Annotated in this window: 22 protein-coding genes; 18 read left to right on the top strand and 4 right to left on the bottom strand. The window is 35.4% G+C overall.

Going from position 1 to position 20920, the window contains the following annotated elements; genetic code table 11:
* Positions 1-223: 223 nt before the first annotated feature.
* The 7 genes from JMM81_RS01615 to JMM81_RS01645 all read left to right on the top strand — a co-directional run bounded on the left by JMM81_RS01615 (position 224) and on the right by JMM81_RS01645 (position 5519).
* Positions 224-955, top strand: a complete 732-nt coding sequence (locus JMM81_RS01615) for an iron-containing redox enzyme family protein (protein WP_256239757.1) — start codon at positions 224-226, stop codon at positions 953-955.
* Positions 956-1080: 125 nt separating this feature from the next.
* Positions 1081-2562, top strand: coding sequence for an aldehyde dehydrogenase family protein (locus JMM81_RS01620; protein WP_256239758.1), 1482 nt, complete (start codon positions 1081-1083; stop codon positions 2560-2562).
* A 28-nt stretch (positions 2563-2590) separates the two neighbouring features.
* Positions 2591-3070 carry a GlcG/HbpS family heme-binding protein gene (locus JMM81_RS01625; RefSeq protein WP_256239759.1) on the top strand — a complete coding sequence of 160 codons (480 nt, stop codon included), beginning with the start codon at positions 2591-2593 and terminating at the stop codon, positions 3068-3070.
* Positions 3071-3184: 114 nt separating this feature from the next.
* Positions 3185-3778 (top strand): chromate transporter, encoded by a 594-nt coding sequence (locus tag JMM81_RS01630; protein WP_256239760.1) that lies wholly within the window; start codon positions 3185-3187, stop codon positions 3776-3778.
* A complete protein-coding gene (locus JMM81_RS01635; RefSeq protein WP_256239761.1) occupies positions 3775-4305 on the top strand; it encodes a chromate transporter in 531 nt (176 codons plus the stop codon). Before JMM81_RS01630 ends, JMM81_RS01635 begins: the two co-directional genes overlap by 4 nt.
* 51 nt (positions 4306-4356) lie before the next feature.
* Entirely contained in the window at positions 4357-5046 is a 690-nt protein-coding gene (locus JMM81_RS01640; RefSeq protein WP_256239762.1) for a GntR family transcriptional regulator, read from the top strand.
* 122 nt (positions 5047-5168) lie between these two features.
* Complete coding sequence (locus tag JMM81_RS01645; protein WP_256239763.1) at positions 5169-5519, top strand: 2Fe-2S iron-sulfur cluster-binding protein; 351 nt, start codon at positions 5169-5171, stop codon at positions 5517-5519.
* Between the two features lie 88 nt (positions 5520-5607).
* Here JMM81_RS01645 and JMM81_RS01650 read toward each other — a convergent pair whose 3' ends face one another.
* Entirely contained in the window at positions 5608-6381 is a 774-nt protein-coding gene (locus tag JMM81_RS01650; RefSeq protein WP_256239764.1) for a DUF1189 domain-containing protein, read from the bottom strand.
* A gap of 144 nt (positions 6382-6525) precedes the next feature.
* On the opposite strand from JMM81_RS01650, the gene JMM81_RS01655 reads away from it, so the two are divergent.
* On the top strand, positions 6526-7005 hold the full coding sequence (locus JMM81_RS01655) for a DUF456 domain-containing protein (RefSeq protein WP_256239765.1): 480 nt from the start codon (positions 6526-6528) through the stop codon (positions 7003-7005).
* 77 nt (positions 7006-7082) lie between these two features.
* Here JMM81_RS01655 and JMM81_RS01660 read toward each other — a convergent pair whose 3' ends face one another.
* Positions 7083-7787 (bottom strand): Crp/Fnr family transcriptional regulator, encoded by a 705-nt coding sequence (locus JMM81_RS01660; protein ID WP_256239766.1) that lies wholly within the window; start codon positions 7785-7787, stop codon positions 7083-7085.
* Positions 7788-8205: 418 nt separating this feature from the next.
* Between JMM81_RS01660 and JMM81_RS01665 the strand changes: the two genes are divergently transcribed.
* From JMM81_RS01665 to phoU, 8 genes are all read left to right on the top strand, one after another.
* On the top strand, positions 8206-8814 hold the full coding sequence (locus JMM81_RS01665) for a superoxide dismutase (RefSeq protein WP_256239767.1): 609 nt from the start codon (positions 8206-8208) through the stop codon (positions 8812-8814).
* 225 nt (positions 8815-9039) lie between these two features.
* Positions 9040-10272: an MFS transporter gene (locus JMM81_RS01670; protein WP_256239768.1), complete on the top strand. Its 1233-nt coding sequence runs from the start codon at positions 9040-9042 to the stop codon at positions 10270-10272.
* Between the two features lie 144 nt (positions 10273-10416).
* Positions 10417-12528, top strand: a complete 2112-nt coding sequence (locus JMM81_RS01675) for a peptidoglycan D,D-transpeptidase FtsI family protein (RefSeq protein WP_483862168.1) — start codon at positions 10417-10419, stop codon at positions 12526-12528.
* 255 nt (positions 12529-12783) lie between these two features.
* Positions 12784-13746, top strand: a complete 963-nt coding sequence (locus JMM81_RS01680) for a PstS family phosphate ABC transporter substrate-binding protein (protein ID WP_256239769.1) — start codon at positions 12784-12786, stop codon at positions 13744-13746.
* Positions 13747-13942: 196 nt separating this feature from the next.
* A complete protein-coding gene (pstC, locus tag JMM81_RS01685; RefSeq protein WP_375162346.1) occupies positions 13943-14845 on the top strand; it encodes a phosphate ABC transporter permease subunit PstC in 903 nt (300 codons plus the stop codon).
* The gene (gene pstA, locus JMM81_RS01690) at positions 14846-15724 is read left to right on the top strand and encodes a phosphate ABC transporter permease PstA (RefSeq protein WP_256239771.1); all 879 of its coding nucleotides are present in this window, start codon (positions 14846-14848) and stop codon (positions 15722-15724) included.
* Positions 15725-15817: 93 nt separating this feature from the next.
* Positions 15818-16642, top strand: coding sequence for a phosphate ABC transporter ATP-binding protein PstB (gene pstB, locus JMM81_RS01695; RefSeq protein ID WP_256239772.1), 825 nt, complete (start codon positions 15818-15820; stop codon positions 16640-16642).
* Between the two features lie 144 nt (positions 16643-16786).
* Positions 16787-17446, top strand: coding sequence for a phosphate signaling complex protein PhoU (phoU, locus tag JMM81_RS01700; protein ID WP_256239773.1), 660 nt, complete (start codon positions 16787-16789; stop codon positions 17444-17446).
* Between the two features lie 43 nt (positions 17447-17489).
* On the opposite strand, the gene JMM81_RS01705 is transcribed toward phoU, so the two are convergent.
* On the bottom strand, positions 17490-17999 hold the full coding sequence (locus tag JMM81_RS01705) for an aminodeoxychorismate lyase (protein WP_256239774.1): 510 nt from the start codon (positions 17997-17999) through the stop codon (positions 17490-17492).
* Positions 17992-18375: a hypothetical protein gene (locus JMM81_RS01710; protein WP_256239775.1), complete on the bottom strand. Its 384-nt coding sequence runs from the start codon at positions 18373-18375 to the stop codon at positions 17992-17994. Before JMM81_RS01710 ends, JMM81_RS01705 begins: the two co-directional genes overlap by 8 nt.
* Positions 18376-18691: 316 nt before the next feature.
* Between JMM81_RS01710 and JMM81_RS01715 the strand changes: the two genes are divergently transcribed.
* Together JMM81_RS01715 and JMM81_RS01720 are read left to right on the top strand one after the other, a co-directional pair.
* The gene (locus JMM81_RS01715; protein WP_256239776.1) at positions 18692-19369 is read left to right on the top strand and encodes a DUF4912 domain-containing protein; all 678 of its coding nucleotides are present in this window, start codon (positions 18692-18694) and stop codon (positions 19367-19369) included.
* Positions 19369-20919: a glycosyltransferase family 4 protein gene (locus JMM81_RS01720; protein WP_256239777.1), complete on the top strand. Its 1551-nt coding sequence runs from the start codon at positions 19369-19371 to the stop codon at positions 20917-20919. Before JMM81_RS01715 ends, JMM81_RS01720 begins: the two co-directional genes overlap by 1 nt.
* Position 20920: the final 1 nt, after the last annotated feature.

The following is a 20920-nucleotide window of genomic DNA, read 5'->3' on the forward strand; positions in this document are numbered from 1 at the left end:
ATCTTACAAAAAACAAAATATTTAAAAAATTATAAAAATAATATTTACAAACGCAACAAAATGGTTTAATATCTAGTTAACGGTATACCAAATACAATGAAAGATGTTAATTCAAATAGGATTACAGGATGAGATCTTTTATTTTTCACTTTAAATGGTATACAAAATATCAAATACCTATTTATAAGATAAAATTTTAGATGAAAATTGGAGGAGATTAGGCATGACTACACTATTATCAAAAGATGAATTTCGTAAAGCATTAGAGGATGCAATTAAAGGAAATCATAGCCAAAAGGCTCCTTTTACAATCGCATGGGCAGAAGGAAAACTTGAAAGAAAGCACTTTGCTAGATGGGCTGAAAATCACTACCATTACGTAGGACCTTTCGCTAATTACTTAGCTTATATTTATCACAATACTCCAGATATCCCAGAATATGAATCAGCAAAAGATTTTATTTTACAAAACATGTATGAAGAAGAAATTGCGGCTGATCGTCATACAGATTTACTTATTCGTTTCGCTGAAGCGTGTGGAACAACTCGTGAGAGAGTTCAAGATCCTAAAAATATGACTCCTGTTACATTAGGACTTCAAAGCTGGTGTTATGCTGTTGCAGCTAGAGAGAACTTTGTTGTTGCGACTGCTGCTTTAGTCGTTGGTTTAGAATCACAAGTACCTGATATTTATCGCAAGCAAACTCCAGTACTACGTGAAAAATATGGCTTTACAGATGAAGAGATTGAATTCTTCGATCTACACATCGTATCAGATGAAATTCATGGTGAACGTGGTTATAAGATTGTTCTTGATCATGCGAATACACCAGAATTACAACAACGTTGTATTGAAATCGTTCGTATAGGTGCCAATATGAGACGTTCATATACAGACGCTTTATGGAGAGAATACTTAGTACAAGATCTTGGTAGTTTAGTTGAAACTAAATAATGAGTGTATGACTTTGAATGAGAGCATCCAATAGGGTGTTCTCCTCCTTGGTCGTCAAGCTTAACCTTATAACATCGACGTTTTAAATGACGGCCTATTTTCAACAAAATAATTTCATTAAATAAATGAGAAAAGGTGATAGAGTGTTAACAACAAAAGTAGAAACCTTTAGCAATTATATAAATGGAGAATGGACAGAATCAGTAAGCAAAAAAACGTTTAATAGTATAAATCCTGCTAATAATGAAGAAATTGTTGGAACTTTCCAAGCATCTAACGAACAAGATGTGAAATCAGCGATTGAAGCAGCTAAAAAAGCTTTTCCGAATTGGGCAAACACAGCTCCCTCAAAACGTGCAGCCATTTTAAATAAGGCAGCTACTATTCTTGAACAAAATGCAGATCAACTTGCAGAGGAGTTAACAAGGGAAGAGGGGAAGCATGTTAAGGATGCCAAGAATGAGGTTATTCGCTCAGCACAAACTCTACGGTTCTATGCAGTAGAAGGTCAAACTTTCACAGGTGAAACTTTTCCAAATGATGATCCTAATATGAACGTTTCTACAGAAAGAGAACCGCTTGGAGTGGTAAGTGTGATTACTCCTTGGAACTTTCCTATTTCGATTCCTTCTCGCAAAATCGCTCCAGCTTTAATAATGGGAAATACCGTTGTTTTTAAACCTTCATCAGATACTCCACTCATTGCTGTACGTCTTGTTGAGGCATTGCATAATGCAGGTATTCCGGAAGGCGTGATTAATTTAGTAACGGGAAAAGCTTCTGATGTTGGTGATCTATTAGTGACACATTCAGCTGTAAGAGCGGTTACGTTTACTGGGTCTACTGCAGCGGGTGAAGATATCCATCGAAAATCATCCTTTACAACTCGAACGCAAATGGAGCTTGGAGGAAAGAATCCGATTATTGTTATGGATGATGCGGATGTTGATTTAGCTGCTACTCTGACTGTAAATGGTGGATTCTCTTTATCAGGTCAAGCTTGTACAGGAACAAGTCGTGTCATTGTTTTAAAAGAAGTGAAGGATGCATTTGTTCAAAAATTAATTGAAAAAGCAAGAGCTCTAAAAATAGGAAACGGATTTGAAGACGGAGTAAAAATAGGTCCCTTGGCAAATGCCAAGCAATTGAAAAATGTAATGAATTATATTGAAATCGGTAAAGAGGATGGAGCTAATTTAGTGTATGGTGGGGAACGATTAACAAATGGTGAATACAATCAAGGTTATTATGTTCAGCCAACGATCTTTACGAATGTAAATCATCAGATGAGAATTGCAAAAGAAGAGATCTTTGGTCCTGTTATTGCTGTTATAGAAGTAGATTCATATGAAGAAGCAATAGAGGTTGCTAATGAGGTAGAGTACGGTTTAGCTGCTTCAATTGTAACGAATAATTTAAAACGTGCCCATCAATTTACAAAAGATATTCAAGCTGGCACAGTAAAGGTCAATCGTACAACAACGGGTAATTTAATGAATGCTCCTTTTGGTGGAATTAAAAGTTCAAGTACATCTACTTTCCGTGAATCAGGTAGAGTAGGATTAGAGTTTTTTACTCAAGTAAAAACGGTCTATGTTGGCTATTAATTATATAAAGAGATAGAGGAGAATATCGATGAAGACAACTTTAAAATTAGAATTAGAAGAAGCAAAATTAATGATTGAAGCAGCTAAGAAAAAATCAGAAGAAATCAATGTGCTTGAAACGATTGCCATTGTTGATGATGGTGGAAATCTAATCGCCCTGGAACGTATGAATGGAGCACGTATTACTGGACCGGAAATCTCTATAGCGAAAGCTTACACAGCTGCTGGTCATAAACGTTCCACACATTTATTTAATAAAGAACCAAATGGTCCAGCTTTGCCTGGGAATGAAGCATTTGGTATCCAACATATGATTCCTGGGAAGTTTGCTGTCTTCGTCGGTGGTTTCCCAATTGTTGTAAATGGAGAAGTAATCGGTGGAATAGGTGTCAGTGGTGGGAATGGTGAGCAAGATACGGCAGTTGGAACAGAGGCCCTAAAAGCTTTGCAAAAGCAAGTAGAAAGTAACGGGTATGAAGTCATAACAGCTGCAGATATAAAAAAATAAGAATAGTCGGGACCTCATTCATTGTATCTTTTCTAGTGAAATGAGGTCCTTATTAATAGAATAATAAAGTACGATAGAAAAATTATTATTTTTTCAAGAAAGAAGGAGATTGGATTGAATCCTTACCTTGAATTAGCCATTGGATTTGCTCGTACAGGTGTTACGGGATATGGAGGGGGACCTTCAACGATTCCTTTGATCGAACACGAGGCCGTTAAAAAGTTCAAATGGATGACAGAAGAAGAGTTTGGTGAAGTATTAGCATTAGCAAACACATTGCCAGGCCCTATTGCCACGAAAATGGCCGCATATATCGGATACAAAGTAAAAGGAAGTATAGGAGCGATTGTTGCGATCCTTACTCATATTTTGCCATCTGTTATTGCATTGATTAGTTTATTAGGAGCATTATATATGTTTCGCGACTCACCTATTGTAGGTGGTATGGTTCTGGGTGTTACCCCGGTCATCGGATTTATGCTGGCGGAGATGGCCTATCGATTTTTTGAAAAAGGTCATAAAGGATTAGGAATTTCAAAAATGCTTATATTTACGGTCATTTCTTTTGTATTGATGCAACTCATTGGCCTTCATCCTGGAATATTAATTGCTACTTTTTTACTATCTTCATTTTTCATTGCCCATCGTAAGAAAAAGGCTTCTAAAACTACTGAAGTTGTCGTTCATGGAAAGGAAAGAAGTTTATGATGTATTGGGATCTTTTTTGGTCATTTTTTATAGCAAATATATTAGGATACGGTGGCGGCCCTGCAACCATCCCGTTGATTCAAAATGAAGTAGTCAATAATTATGAATGGATGACTTTATCAGAATTTGGAGATCTATTAGCCATTGCAAATGCATTACCAGGACCCATTGCAACAAAGCTTGCAGGATTTATTGGTTTTGAGTTAGGAGGAGTATTAGGAGCAGTTATCGCACTGTCTGCTACCATTCTTCCTTCGGCTATCGCTGTCATTATCCTATTTAAATTTGTGAACTTATTTAAAGATTCACCAGAAGTAAAGTTGATGACAAAATCAGTACAGCCAATTATTGCCGTGCTACTAGCTGTTATGGCCTATCAATTCTTTTTAACAGCTTTTGAAAATAGTGGGGTCCTTCATCTTTTACTGTTAACGGTGCTTAGTTATTTAACACTTAATAAATGGAAGGTTCATCCTTCTTTTGTCATTGTAGGTGCACTCTTTTACGGTGGTATTTTCCTATCCTAAAGGCAGCCAATTGCATAAAAGATATACTGAAAAATAAGGGGGTGGAGACGATTGGAAACAAAGTGGAAGGAAGATCAACTATTATCCATCAGAGAGCATGCTTATATGCATCTGAAAGAACTTATTCTTGAAGGAACATATCGATCAGGAGATCGTTTAATTGAAAGAGAACTTGCTGCTAAATTGAACATTAGTCGTACGCCTATTCGAGAAGCTTTGTTTCGCTTAGAGTCTCAAGGTTATGTGAAAACTGTACCAAGAAAAGGTGTCGTTGTCTCTAATATTTCCGAAGAGGAAGTCATTGAGGTATTTACGATTTTAGCTTCTTTAGAAGTGCTGGCGGTAAAACTAGCTTCTCAAAAAATGGATAAACATACTAGAATAGAATTAGACCAAAAAATTAAAGAACTAATGGAAATCAAAGAGAATGATGAAAAGAATTTTAATTTTGAACATATCCAAATGAACCATCTTATTAATAAAGCTTCAAAAAGCCCAAAATTATTTGAAGTATTGTCTGGACTGATTGATTATATTCATATGGCTGCCAATATGGGGTATGAAACACCAGGTAGAAGAAGAGAATCATTAAAAGAACATATAGATATTATGAAGGCATTGCGTGATGGAGAGACGGAGATGACAGAATATTTAATGAGAATTCACATTGAAAACTCAAAAAAGGCCTATGTTATTTATATGAAAAATTTAAAAGAAAAACGTAATAAAAGGCACTCATAAAAAATGAAGTAATAAATAGATTAAAATAATAAACAAAATATTTTAATTATTCATTATTACCTGAAAGTTATAACGATGGTATATTGTATACCTAGAAGATAAATTAAAGGAGGATTATCGATATGCCTAACATTCATTTTGTAAACAGTAATAAAACGATAGAGGTACCAGAAAATTCTAGTGTTTTAAGAATGTCACTTCGTTATGATGGAGAGCTTCCAAATCGTTGCGGAGGAGGAATTTGTGGAAATTGTGTATTTAAGATTGAAGAGGGTGCAGAATACTTAGATCAAGTGAAACCACAAGAAAGAAGAAAAATGGATGAAGAGTTATTGGAAAAAGGATATCGTCTAGGCTGCCAGACATTTGTAACAAATGGAGATATTAAGATTTCTTGGGAAGAAGAAATAAGACAACAAGTTGTAAAAAGAAAACCAGATAAAACGAAATCAAAAGTATCTTCAGTTAAGTAAAAAAAGAAACTCAACCCGGCTCTCTCGAGCAGGATTGAGTTTCTTTTTATTTTTAGGCTATGTTCATGATTACTGTTGAAAATTTGCCTTATGGGGCAATTTTTTCAGATGGAATTTCTTTTAGCGTTAACATCAACATCATGATGGCAACAAACCAATGAATAAAGAAGGCATTTGGAACAGTGGTTTTTAAGCCTTCCATAATCGTAAAGAAAATCGTCGGTAATGTCACACTATAGGTAGCCATTCTCCATAAGTGACGGTAACTCATGTTTTTAAGCATCATGTTTTTCAAAACAAGTCCAAATAAGGCCAAAACAGATATTTCAATAAACTTTATACTAGCAGAGAAAAGATAAATGACGGTATCTATCACTGGTATCATAATTGGCAATATGGAATCTATTGAGGTGAAAAAGGATAAAAGGTCTTCTTTTGCGATATTCACATTACCGAATGTGGAATATGGCATGGATTGTGTTTGACCAGAATCAGAATAAATAACTTCATTTTTTAAGAGAAAGAACGTGTTATCTGATCGTGATGCATTCGTTTGATCAACAGTACCTGTACTATCAAAAATAATAGTGAAATCATTTTTATTGATCGTTATAGGCGATTGTTCATCTGAAATTAATTCACCATTTTCAATTGTAAATGATGGAAGTTCATTTTGTACGGTTTCCTCAAGTGCATGAAACCCAGCTGTAATGGAAGTACTAAAGTAGTAAAAGCTAGGTAATACGGATAGAAGAGTAAGGAAAAATACATACAAAATGGTTTTACCAATTCCTTGTTGACGAAAGGTTGAAATGTCCTTTGGTGAGTAAAGACTAACAATTAATTGTTTAAATATATTCATGCTGACACACCCTTATAGAAATTCACTTCTTATTGTAACCCCAGAAGGTAAAATTGTACAATTAAGAGGTTGAAAAGAGCAAGAAGTTTGGTCATAAGGCTTTTTCATTAATGAACTTTATTCATTTATTTGAGGAGGAATAAGATGGAATATGTTTACTGGGGATTGATTATTTTATTGTTTATTGTCGCTTTTGTAGGCTTAGTTTATCCCGTTATACCAAGTGTGCTGTTCTTGTATGCTGGATTTATTTTGTATGGGGTTCTTTTCTCTTTCGCCCCTTTTAATTGGTTTTTCTGGGTTATTCAAGGATTATTTGTCCTCTTATTGTTCGGCGCAGATTATATTGCTAACATGATTGGGGTCAAAAAGTATGGGGGAACAAAAGCGGGTATTTGGGGAAGCACATTTGGCTTATTAGTGGGTCCTTTTGTCATTCCATTTTTGGGAATTGTGCTTGGGCCTTTTATTGGTGCGATTATTGCAGAACTTATTGTTCATAAAACAAATATAAAAGATGCAATAAAAATTGGTTTTGGTTCAGTCATAGGTTTTATAAGTAGCGTGATTACAAAAGGAATTATTCAACTTGTAATGGTCATCTACTTTATCCTGGTCATCTGATAGTCGCTAATGACAACCTTTCCCTTAAAGAATAATAGTCACTCAAAGGAAAGGTTGTCTGAACTAAAGTTGTGCGTTTAGTTAAGGCCACAGATTTGTTTGCTACAATTTTGACAGTCCACTTCATGCCTTAAGAAGGCTAAATTCTTCACTGTAAATCGTTGATGTTCATAAGCCAGAACATCTTTTTCACGAAGTTCTTTCAACATTCTTTGAATCACTTCTCTTGTGCCAAAGGTTAAATTGGCTAGTTCCTGATGGGTAATGGGTAGATCAATTAAGATTCCGTTTTCGGTTACAATACCATAGCTATTGCAAAGTCTGATAAGAATGGAATAAAGTCCACCTTTTTTTCCGTTCATAATCAAATCTTGACATTTAATTTGCGATTTTATATATCGTGTACTAAGCCAAGTTGATAAAGCTCCAAGTACTTGTGGTTCACTCAATGCATATTCTTCGAATTGTGATTTTTTAATGACAAGCAGTTCACAGTTCGTTAAGGTTTTTGCATAAAAATGGTAATGTGGTTGCTTACTGAATAATTCATATTCAACAATCAGCTCTTCGCCACTTAGCATTTTAAGGATAAACTCTTTCCCTTTTACATGTACTCGTCCAACAGAAACAGTTCCACTTAGTAATAGATAAATATTCTCTACTTCCTCTTTTTCTTGAAACAAATAAGAGTCAACTGGGAACTTCTGTATCGGTTCTTTATCGATAAAATATTGTATTAATAGACTGTAAAGGGAAATATTTATTTCTTTAACATTAAACATAGATATCACGCCCCTATTTTTACTTCTAATTTGATTAAATCAAATAATCGTTTTATGTCAATGAAGATTTGGATTTTTCTGGAAAACAAAACGTCTAGAGATGACTAATATCGTTGACAGTTTGCTGATTGAGCCATTCGTGACAAATTTTTGAATTTTTATGAATGAAGGTTAGTATGAATAGAGGGATTTTTCCTATTTCCTTTGGCAGAATTTAATAAAATAGAATCAAAAGTAATCATGGAAATCGAATTCTTTGATTAGGAAATAGAATTTACGTAAATACTGAAGGCGTATTATTTGTAAATGATGAGGGAAATTTGATAATCTAAAGATAGTTCTTTAGAAGATCCCTTTTTCATGATCATCAAGAGTAAAATGGATCTAAAGACAAATTGATACATAGGAGGAATTTTAAATGGGATTCGAATTACCACAATTACCTTATGCATATGAAGCTTTAGAGCCTCATATTGACAAAGAAACAATGACGATTCATCACACAAAACACCATAACACATATGTGACAAATCTAAACAATGCATTAGCAGGAAATGAAGAGCTTCTTTCTAAGTCTGTAGAAGAAGTTATTTCAAATCTTGACGCTGTTCCTGAGGCTGCTCGTGGTGCTGTACGTAACAATGGTGGTGGGCATGCTAACCATTCATTATTCTGGCAAATCCTATCACCTAATGGCGGTGGAGAACCTACTGGTACATTAGCAGATGCAATTAACAGCAAATTTGGAAGTTATGAAAGTTTTAAAGATGAATTTGCAAAAGCTGCAACTACTCGTTTTGGCTCAGGTTGGGCATGGTTAGCTGTTAGCAATGGCGAACTTGAATTATCTAGTACGCCAAACCAAGATTCTCCATTAATGGAAGGTAAAACACCAATCCTTGGCTTAGACGTTTGGGAGCATGCTTATTATTTAAAATACCAAAATCGTCGTCCTGAATATATTAATGCATTCTTTAATGTTATTAATTGGGCTGAAGTATCAAAAAGATACGAAGCAGCGAAGTAATAAAAAGAGCAAGTGACTGGATCATTCCTGACAAACATAAGACGCGCTCTATTAGAAAGTAGTCTTTGCCTTCTGATAGGAATTGGACTATGACCTCGGAGGAGATAGTCACTTTAGCTAGAATAAAAAAAGGACCAACAGAAAATGATTTTCTGTTGGTCCTTTTTTTGAATAACGTTTGCTATTTTGTGAAAACTACCCCTTATAGACAAAGGGGAGTTTTTTATGAATACGTTTAAGAAACATTTGTTCGGTGATATTGAATTAACAAAGGATTTGACGCTTTTACTCTTAATTGGTGGGCTCTATTCTTTGAGTGTTGCTCTGTCTAATACATTTGTGAATATTTTTCTGTGGAAGCAAACAGGTGAATTGCTAGACATAGGGCTATACAATTTGGCAGTTACGGTAGCTCAACCATTAACTTTTATTCTTGCCGGTAGATGGGCAAAGAAGATTGACAGGGTGATTGTTTTACGGATCGGAGTCATCTTTCTCGCTCTTTTTTATTTAAGTGTATTAGCCGTTGGAGCATCAGCAGCGAAGTATTTATTACTTCTAGGTACACTTTTAGGTATTGGATATGGTTTTTACTGGCTTGCTTTTAATGTTCTGACTTTTGAAATTACCGAACCAGAAACAAGAGACTTTTTCAATGGCTTTCTTGGGATTCTCACATCTGTAGGAGGAATGATTGGACCTATCGCTGCCGGATTTATTATTTCAAGATTGGAGAAGTTCACAGGATATTCAATTGTGTTTGGAATTTCATTAGGCTTATTTGCTTTAGCTGTTTTATTAAGTTTCTCTTTAAAACGGAGACCAGCAAATGGGAAATATTGGTTTATTCGAATTCTTTCAGAACGTAAAAATAGTCTGAATTGGAGAATGGTAACAAATGCCCATTTTTTCCAAGGACTTCGTGAAGGGATTTTTGCCTTTATGATTTCAGTGCTTGTCTTTATTTCGACAGGAACAGAAATGGCTTTAGGTACATATGGATTGATTAACTCAGGAGTGTCTTTTTTAGCTTATTTTGCCGTCTCTAGGCTAATCAAAAAGAACCAACGTTTGAAATCAATCTTGCTTGGTGGATTACTACTATATGCCGCTCTTTTTTTAATTGCTTTTGATGTTACGTATACGAAGTTGCTGATTTATGCTGTCACAATTGCCATTGCGTATCCACTTTTGCTTGTTCCTTATTTATCGATTACCTATGATGTAATCGGAAGTGGTTGGAAGGCTGCGGAAATGAGAGTGGAGTATATCGTTGTAAGAGAAATTTATCTGAATGCAGGAAGAATTGTTTCGATCCTCTTTTTTTTAGTGATGGTTAGTGTGATGGATGTTAAGGAAAGTCTTCCTATTTTATTTCTTGTATTAGGTGCGGGCCACACCGTTATCTATTTGTTCATCAGACGTGTTCGTCTTGAAACCCTAACAAGAGAGGCGTAATGCCTCTCTTTTTTTATACTCAACTCCAGAGCTTTTATCATTTGCAATTAATTACCTTTATGTAAAACAGGTTTTATGTGGTATTATTTCTGTTTTTCTTTTACTATATAAAGAGAATGGTTTCATGGAGGAAGTGAGTATTCGTTGAATAAAAAAAAGAAAAAGAAAAAGACTCATGTCCCTATTCGATTAAACATGCTCTTTTTTATTGTATTTTTATTATTTTCTGTCTTAATTCTTCGTCTTGGAGTTGTCCAAATTGTTTATGGAGAAGATTATAAACGAGAAATTGAACGAACAGAGGATGTCACCGTTAATAATCCTGTACCTAGAGGAAAGATGTATGACACATACGGTAATATTATTGTGGATAATATACCTGAAAATGCGATTACGTACACAAATAACGGTGCTAGTCAAAAGGAAATGCTTGAAGTTGCTGAAAGACTAGCCAAATTGATTGAAAAAAAGCCAGACAAAGTCACAGAGAGAGATAAAAAAGATTATTGGATTATAAAAAATCCAGAAGAAGCAGAAGAAAAAGTACCAGAAGAAGAACGTAAAGTATTAAAGGAAAAGTATGAAGATGGTGAATACGATGATAAAGTATATAGATTGACTTTAGATCGTATTACAGAAGAGAACTTAAATGGATTGACTGAGGATGATTTAGAAGTATTAGCCATTTATCGAGAATTTATTAGTGGTTATAAATTCACGCCGCAAATTGTGAAAAATAAAGATGTAAAACAAGAAGAGTTTGCTGTTGTGAGTGAAAATTTGCAGCTCTTACCAGGGGTTGATACGACAACAGACTGGGAACGCTATTATGCTTATAATAGTACGTTGCGCTCTGTACTTGGTGGTGTGACAAGCTCTGATAAGGGCCTCCCCGCTGAAACAATTGATTATTATTTATCAAGGGATTATAGTCGAAATGATCGGGTTGGTACAAGCTATATAGAAAAGCAATATGAAGATGTTTTACATGGACAGAAAGCAAAAGTGAAAAATGTCACCGATCAAACTGGAGAGATTGTGAGTACTGAAGTGATTTCTGAAGGGCAAAGAGGGAAAGATCTTGTCTTAACGATTGATATGGAATTACAGCTTGCAGTTGAAAAAATAATTGAAGAAGAATTAAAAGCAGCTAAAACATTCCCTAGCACACATTTATTAGATCGTGCATATGTGGTGTTAATGGATCCGAATACAGGGGAAATAAAGTCATTGGCCGGTAAACGGATTGTTAAAAATGAAGACACGGGTAAAACAGAAATGGAGGATCATGCACTTGGAACGTTTACATCTACGTATGGTGTTGGGTCTGCTGTAAAAGGAGCGACGATTTTAACTGGCTATCAAACAGGTGTGATTCAACCAGGAAAGAGTTTTTTTGATACACCATTGTATATTAATACACTTCGGAAAGGTTCGTGGAAAAACCTTGGCTGGATGGACGATGTCAGTGCTTTAAAATATTCTTCAAACGTCTATATGTTTCATCTTGCCATTAAAATGGGTGAAGGAAATTATATCCCACGTAAACCGTTACCCATAAATATAGAGGCTTTTGATACGATGCGGCAGCATTTTGCTCAATATGGTCTTGGTGTTCGGACGGGAATTGACTTACCTGGTGAACAAATTGGTTTTAAAGGTCAGGATACGTTACCAGGATTTTTACTTGACCTTTCAATTGGACAATATGATACATATTCAGCGTTACAGTTAGCTCAATATGTTTCGACGATTGCGAATGGGGGTAGCCGAATGGAACCTCATATGGTGAAAGAAATTCGTGAGCCACAATTGGATAATGAGCTTGGTCCAATTGTCCAGGAAATTAAGCCAAAGGTTTTGAATCGTTTGGATGTTGAGGAAAACTGGATGGATCGTGTGCAGTTAGGCTTCAAAAAGGTCATGCAAGAACAAGGTGGTACAGCCTATAGCTTTTTCAGTGATAAATCCTATTCACCTGCTGGAAAGACAGGAACTGCTGAAGCGACCTATGATGGGCCTATAAAAAGTTATCGGATGGCTCCGGTTATAAATTTGAGTCTTGTTGGATATGCTCCATCAGATAATCCTGAAATTGCTATGGCAGTACTAGTGCCATGGGCATACCAAGGTGGGAGAAATAATCAAGCTAATTTAATTATTGGCGAGAGGGTACTGGATGCGTATTTTGAGTTGAAAAACCAGCGTGTATCTGGAAATACCACTAACCAAGATAAATCGGAAGCGAAGATATAGAACAGTCTAATAATGAGTAATATAGTTAAGAAAACCTGCCTCTATTTGATATTTGAATAGGCAGGTTTTTTTTGTGCAAAATAAGTGAAACTATACAAAAGGGTAATAAAGTAAAATATATTTTTCAAATTTCGACAAATTTACACAAGAAACAACTAAATTTACAAAAGCTTTACATTTTGTTAAAACCGGATTTACAGTAAACCTTTATTGTATTAGTTGTAGGGAAAAACAGAACACATAGGGGGAAAAGAAATGAAAAGCTTTAAGTACATAGCACTTTCAGTGGCAATCTCAGGAGTGCTAGCGTTGACCGCTTGTGGACCAACAAATACAGGCACTGAGTCAGAAGGAAATACTACAGAACAAGCAAGTGAAAGCAAACAATTTGAGGGTTCAGTAAAGGTAGATGGATCTTCAACTGTATTCCCGATCATGGAAGCAGTAGCTGAAGAATATAATATAGCCCAGCCAAAAATGAAAGTATCTGTTGCGTCTTCTGGAACGGGTGGTGGATTTAAATCATTTATAGCGGGAGAAACAGATATTAGCAATGCTTCTCGTCCAATCAAAGATGAAGAAAAAGCTAAACTTGAAGAAGCTGGTATCGACTATACTGAATTTGAAGTTGCAATAGATGGTTTATCGATTGTTGTAAATCAAGCAAATGACTTTGTGGATTATTTAACTGTTGATGAGTTAAAAAAAATGTGGCTTGAAGATGGTACAGTGAAAAAATGGTCTGATATTCGTGAAGGATGGCCTGAAGAAGAAATTAAATTTTACTCTCCTGGTACTGATTCAGGAACATTTGATTACTTCGATGAAATCATTTTAGAAGAGCAACCAATTGTTGAAAGTGCTACTCTTTCTGAAGATGACAATGTTCTTGTTCAAGGTGTGACTGGCGATGAAAATGCTATCGGTTACTTTGGTTATGCTTACTACTCAGAAAATAAAGAAAAGTTAAAGATAGTTCCAATTGATAATGGTGAGGGCGCTGTTGAACCAACGAACGAAACGGTTGAAAGTGGAGAATATGCACCACTTTCTCGTCCATTGTTCATCTATGTTAAAAATGAATCAGTGAAAAAAGAAGAAGTTTATGACTTTGTTAAATTTACTTTAGAGAATGCAGGTGATCTTTCTGAAGATGTTGGTTATGTAAGACTACCATCTTATGATGAAGCATTATCAACACTTGAAGGTCTTAAATAAGTGGATTATTAAAGTGCTAAATAAAAAAGTGATTTACTCGGTCGCCAAGGTTAATAATGGCTGAGTAAATCACTTTATGAGGTAATGAGAAGCATTTGAAAATTTGCTTCTCATCTTGTTATATGGATGAAAGTGGATGAAAGGGGTTTTCGTTTTGGTTTCAAAAAATAGTACAGAATCTTTTTCTGTTCAAGATATGATAACGGCAAAGAAGAAAAAAAGGAAATCTTTTTCAATGGAAAAAGTAATGCCCGTTATTTTATTGCTAACTGCCATTGTATCGGTTCTAACGACAATTGGTATTTTGCTTACACTCATATTTGAAACATTTATTTTCTTTGACCGTGTGGCAATTGGAGAATTTCTCACAGCACAGAAGTGGTATCCATTCTCTGATCCAGGATCATTTGGTATTTTACCACTTGTTTCGGGTACTTTGAAGGTTACGGGTATTGCTGTTATTGTTGCCGTACCGATTGGGTTAGCGACAGCTATCTATTTGAGTGAGTATGCTTCAGATAAAGCGCGCCGTACTATAAAACCGATTCTTGAAGTATTGGCTGGAATTCCCACCATCGTATACGGTTTCTTTGCTTTAACATTTGTTACACCTATACTAAGAGAATTTATTCCAACACTTGAAATTTTCAATGCATTAAGCCCAGGTATTGTGATTGGGATTATGATTACACCAATGATTGCCTCTCTTTCAGAGGATGCTATGTCGTCTGTACCGAGGGCAATGCGAGAAGGAGCCTTAGCGTTAGGTTCAACCAAATTGGAAGTTTCATTAAAAGTTGTGCTTCCAGCGGCTATTTCAGGAATTGTTTCTTCGATCGTACTTGCTATTTCACGGGCAATTGGAGAAACGATGATTGTCGCTGTTGCTGGGGGATCCACGCCAAACTTAAGCTGGGATGTGACAAGTTCAATCCAAACCATGACTGCTTATATTGTTCAAGTCAGTCAAGGGGATGCGGGTTATGGAACGACCATCTATTACAGTATTTATGCCGTTGGGTTTACGCTTTTTATGTTTACTTTATTGATGAACTTACTTGCTCAATTCATCTCTCGCCGTTTCAGGGAGGAATATTAAATGAAATTAATCGATCATAAGACTGTCATAAATAAAATGAAACCAAGACTATTTCTAAATTTAATATTCAAAGGAGTATTTCTCCTTGCAACGCTTTTTGGTTTACTCGTTTTAGGTATTTTGTTATACCGGGTGATCACACAGGGGATTGGCTATTTAGATTGGCAATTTCTGAATAGCTTACCTTCTAGAAAACCTGAACAGGCTGGTGTGTACACCGCTTTAATTGGTTCTGTGTGGTTGATGCTTGTCGTGGCCCCCCTTTCGCTTATAATAGGCGTAGGAACAGCCACTTATTTGGAGGAGTATGCCAAGAAAAATCGTTTTACTAACTTTATTCAAATTAATATATCAAACCTTGCCGGTGTACCTTCCATTGTTTTTGGTTTATTAGGATTAACGGTTTTTGTTCGTGCTCTTGCTTTAGGAACGAGTGTACTTGCAGCAGGAATGACAATGAGTTTACTTGTCCTTCCGATCATAATTGTTGCCGCACAAGAGGCTATTCGAACTGTTCCGAAGGATTTACGTGAAGCTTCATTAGGGATGGGAGCGACGAAATGGCAAACGATTGTCCGAGTTGTTATGCCTGCGGCCATTCCGGGGATTTTAACAGGAGCCATTCTCGCTTTATCTCGTGCAATTGGTGAAACAGCGCCGCTCGTTGTGTTAGGATTACCACTCTTTCTTGCCTTTTTGCCAAAAACTGTATTTGATATGTTTACAGTATTACCGATGCAAATTTACAACTGGACTGGACGTCCACAAGAGGAGTTTCAGGTACTTGCGGCGGCGGGAATTATTGTGTTATTAACATTATTAATTGGGATGAATTCCATTGCTGTTATCATTCGTAATAAATTTCAAAGAAGGATGTAGGCTTTTTTGCCAATGTTCTAGCTACAAGGGCCTAGTTGTTTGAGACTACGCTAATCTAGTAGGAAGATGTAATAGGATGAAGGGGAGTTTCATATGAATATAACAATTGAAAGAAAAGAGACCACTGATCCAACTAGTTCGGTGAGGGAGGGTAACGAAATAAAACAGGTTGTTTATAAGACAAACCAATTAAATCTCTGGTATGGAGAGAACCATGCATTGAAAAATATTGATCTTGATATTATGGAAAATGAAGTAACAGCCATTATCGGACCCTCTGGATGTGGGAAATCTACTTATATTAAAACGCTAAATCGAATGATTGAATTAATTCCAAGTGTGCGCACATCGGGTGAAATTAACTATCGGGATAGAAATATATTTGACAAATCATACGGAGTAGAGGAATTACGGACAAAGGTTGGAATGGTGTTCCAAAAACCAAATCCTTTTCCAAAGTCCATTTATGAAAATGTTGCTTACGGACCGAAGATTCATGGAATTCGTGACAAAAAAATTCTGAACCAAATTGTTGAGAAAAGTTTGAAAGGTGCAGCTATTTGGGATGAAGTGAAAGATCGATTAGGTGAAAATGCATACGGCTTATCTGGAGGTCAACAACAGCGTCTATGTATTGCACGTTGTCTTGCAATTGAGCCTGATGTTATCTTAATGGATGAACCTACATCTGCCCTTGATCCAATCTCAACGTTAAAAGTGGAAGAGCTTGTACAGGAATTGAAAAAAGATTTTAGTATTATTATCGTGACGCATAATATGCAACAAGCAGCACGTATATCTGACAAAACAGCCTTTTTCTTAAATGGTGAAGTAATTGAATTTGATGAAACCAATAAAATCTTTTCTACACCTTCTGATAAACGGACGGAAGACTATATTACAGGTCGGTTTGGATAAGCAAAATTTGAATCTACAGACGTTGCTCCATCAAGCAACGTCTGTATTATTATAGTTATTGAAAGCTTAATTATAGTATGTATTGCATATAATATAGATTGACACTATCGGAGAGAAAAAGCGAAAGTGAAGGGAGAAACAGTCATGCCAGTACGTGGAAAATTCGAAGGTGATTTGAAGGAATTACAACATAAATTAACTGAACTTGTTAAATTTGCTGATCAAGCCTTAGCTAACTCAATAGAAGCTCTTGAAACACATAATATTGAACTTGCTCTACAAATAATGGAAGATGATACGGTAGCAAATATTCTTTATGAGGAAATAAATGAATTTGCCGTTTTGTTAATTGCTAAGCAGCAGCCTGTAGCGATTGATTTACGAAGAATTATTATAGCTATAAAAATAGCAACAGATGTAGAGCGGATTGCTGATTTTGCCGTTAATATTGCAAAGTCAACGATTCGTATTGGACAAGAACCACATCTAAAGCCAATTGATCATTTGAAAAAAATGCATGAAATCACCTCTATTATGTTGAAAGAAGGGTTGATTGCGTATCAACAAGAAGATACAAAGCTTGCCAAAAAAGTTGCTGAAATGGATGACCAAGTAGATTCTTTATATGGTGAGACGATTAAGGAATTGTTCAAATTAAATAATGAAAAATCTGATAACCTTCCTCAAATCACACAAATGCTTTTTATTTGTCGTTTCTTGGAAAGGGCTGCAGACCATGTTACAAATATTGCCGAATACGTTTTTTACTTAGTAAAAGGGAAGCACTATGATCTTAACGAATAGAATAACAAATAAAAAAGATAAGGAGCAGCTGATATGCTGCTCCTTATCTTTTTGTAATCATATTAGCGATCTGTTCAAAACTCATTTGATTCGTCAGTGGAAATGAACCAAGTTGAATATCTGTATGATAACCATGATTAATTAAAAAATTGGCAAAAGAAGTTTCATCTTGTACAATATGGTTCTGTGTCAGTATCTTTGCAATTTCGTTTGATGTCATTCCGCTAACAATTTCTAGTTGATAATTAATAATCATATGAGCAGATTGATCATCGTCTACATCGTCTTCTTGGTTACTTTTATTTGGTTCCTCCACTTTTTCTTCTACTTGTTCCTGTGTAGGTATATCCTTTGGAATCGTTGCTTTTTCCTGCAATGTACTGTATTCAGAGTCTTCTAAAATAATATAGCCATTTTCCTCTAAAAAGGCTCTTGCCTCCTCTAGATCATCTTCGTCCTGTTTTGTATCGTTCTGAAAAAAATAAAACAATCCAATTAGGAATATAGAAAGAAAGACACCAATCGCAAATGACCTCACATTCCGTTTATTCATACTTCTCGCCTCTAAATGAAAACTCCATTAGGATTCCTTGCACATCCTGAACGGGTAAGGATGACAGCTTAGCAATTTGCTCAATCGGTGTACCTTGCTGTGCTAATGACCAAACTTGATTTTTAATAATGTCATGAACGATCTTTTTATCTGAAGATCCCATTTGTGAAAGTGGTGGAGATAGTTCAATATCATTAATAAGTAGTTCTTCCTCTAATACCTTTAATTTCTTCTTAATTTGATACAATTCCTGAAGCTGTTGCATAGAAAGTTGGTCAATTTCTTCACGAATTTCCTTATAAGGATCTTTGAGAAAAAAAGAAGTAAGGAAAAGTAAAATCGAAAATATGAATAGGCTGATTAAAATTGTTCCCATTAGATCACCTCATTAAATACAAGAATCAAAACTCATTTTACCACTATTTTTGACAAAGTTCGATGTTTTCAAATTAATTCTAATGAGTGGCCCATTAGATCAGCAATAGAAGAATGAGAGTGTTTGTAGAAAAAGATCTTTTGTATACTACATTGAGTAGGGAAATAATTTATCATAGGAAATGGTTTGTCTTTGCAGAATCCGACAAAATCCGTTTATTGTAGGCTCTTCCAATCCATGATACGATAGGGTTAATCAATAAATTTTATATTCTGATCATTTAAAATATAGTGTTATTTTCGGAAAGAGGTGCGCCATGATAGATGAAATTAAGAAGCTCCGCAGAAAAGGGCTTTCTTTTCGCAAAATTGCTGAAGAGTTAGACTCAACTGTCGGAAAAGTACAATATCAATGGAAAAAGCATAAAGAAAGTGAAAAAGTAGCAATCGCTACAGAGGAAACCGCAAGCCACTCGAACAAAATGAAGATTTGTACTCGCTTTTGGAAGAAACGAATTTTGGTACCGACAGAGCATCTTACAGCATGGATCATAGACAAAAATAAACTATTTGTTTATTGGAGACTTCTAGATGTGAAAAAGGATCTTGTATCTAGCTATTTTGATAAACCGTTCACAAGCTATCAACAAGTATTGAGAGTTTATGATGTAACAAATATTCTCTTTGATGGAAGCAATGCCCATCAAGTACAGGAAGTAGAACTAAGTGAAAAACAAGGTATTTCTCTCCTAAATGAATTACAACCCAACCGTTGCTATATGACAGAACTTGGCGTTGAATTGTCAGATCATAAATTTTTTCCATTACTTCGGTCGAACGTGGTTCATATCCCTAGAACAGATGTAAAACAAGCAGGCAATTTTAAAAAAGATAGTGATCCTTTTTCTAAAAAGAAAAATTCGGTTCCGAATTGGGTTGAACATGTTAGTACATATAGTTATTATGAAAAAATGTTGAAAAGGGACGATGTATAATGAATGCTCCTTTTTTACAATATATGGTTTTTGGCGATGTTTCATTTCTAGATTATTATAGTGAGCGTGAAGAAGAAAAACTATTTTCATTTACTGAGACATTTCTTTCCTTTCTTCATTTTACAATGGAAGAAACTAGAGTATATAAACAAATGACGAGAGAATGGATGATGCTTTCCACGAGTTTTTTGTCCTATTATCAGGGCATTCAACATTATGCAAAAAGCTATATAGACTATTTTCAAAGTCTATATTTCTATTTAATAGAAGACGGTAATGAAGAAAGTGTAACAAAAAGAGAGACTGAATGGACCTTACTAAACCCTCTAAAATTCCCAACTGCTGAAGAGGAAATAGTAGACATGAGAGGTAAACGAAAAATTCTTGTTTTAACATGGGAGTTTCCACCACATATTGTGGGAGGGCTATCTCGCCACGTATATGGTTTAACAAAGAGTTTAAGCAAGATGGGCTATGAGATTCATGTAATAACCGCTCGTCAAGAGCAATTGCCTGTTTATGAAAGGTCGGAGGGTGTATTTGTTCACCGTGTAAATCCATTAAATGAAAATGAAAAAGACTTTTTGATATGGATTGGCGGATTGAATATAGCACTTTCCGAAAAAGCAGAGACTTTAGCGCATACATATCAATTTGACTGTATTCATGCGCATGATTGGCTTGTGGGAGCAGCAGCTTCTGTGTTAAAAAATAGATTGGCTATTCCTTTAGTTACGACCATTCATGCAACTGAATTTGGACGCAATAATGGCATTTATACGGAAATGCAAAGCTTTATTCACGAAAAGGAAAGAAAGCTTGTTGAACAATCCGATCAAATTATTGTTTGTAGTGATTATATGAAACAAGAAATACAGCAACTATTCAATCCTCCTATTGAGAAGGTGATTACTATTCCAAATGGCATTGATAGTGAATCTGAAATAGTTGTTGGGCAGGAAGGAGTATTAAATGGTATCCCCATTGATCCTAGCCGTAAAATGATCTTTTCAATCGGTAGAATTGTGAAGGAAAAAGGCTTTGACACCCTTATTGAAACGGCTGCTATTTTGAAAAAGAAAGGTTCGAATATTTATTTCCTAATTGCTGGAAAAGGACCGATGCTCGATGAATATCGTCGTAAAGTAGATGAGTTACAACTAACAGACACTGTATTTTTTATCGGATTTGTTGACGATAACCAACGAAATAAATTATTTGAACATTGTGATATTACTGTTTTTCCTAGTTTATATGAGCCATTTGGAATTGTTGCTTTAGAATCCATGAAAGCGAATAAACCGACGATTGTTTCTAACACAGGTGGGTTAAAAGGAATTGTTCAACATTTAAAAACAGGTTTGCTTATGATACCGGGAAGTACGGATAGCTTAATTGAACAAATTATGCGATTATTGAACGATCCTAACTTAGCAAAGCAAGTTGGTGAAAATGGAAAAAGGATAGTTGAAAGTCTTTTTAGTTGGAATCGAGTTGCTGAAGAAACCAAAAGAGTATTCGAGGAAGTAAAGATAAATGGAAAACTATAAC

It is taken from the genome of Bacillus sp. V3B, assembly GCF_024494465.1.
GTDB lineage: Bacteria > Bacillota > Bacilli > Bacillales > Cytobacillaceae > Bacillus_BD.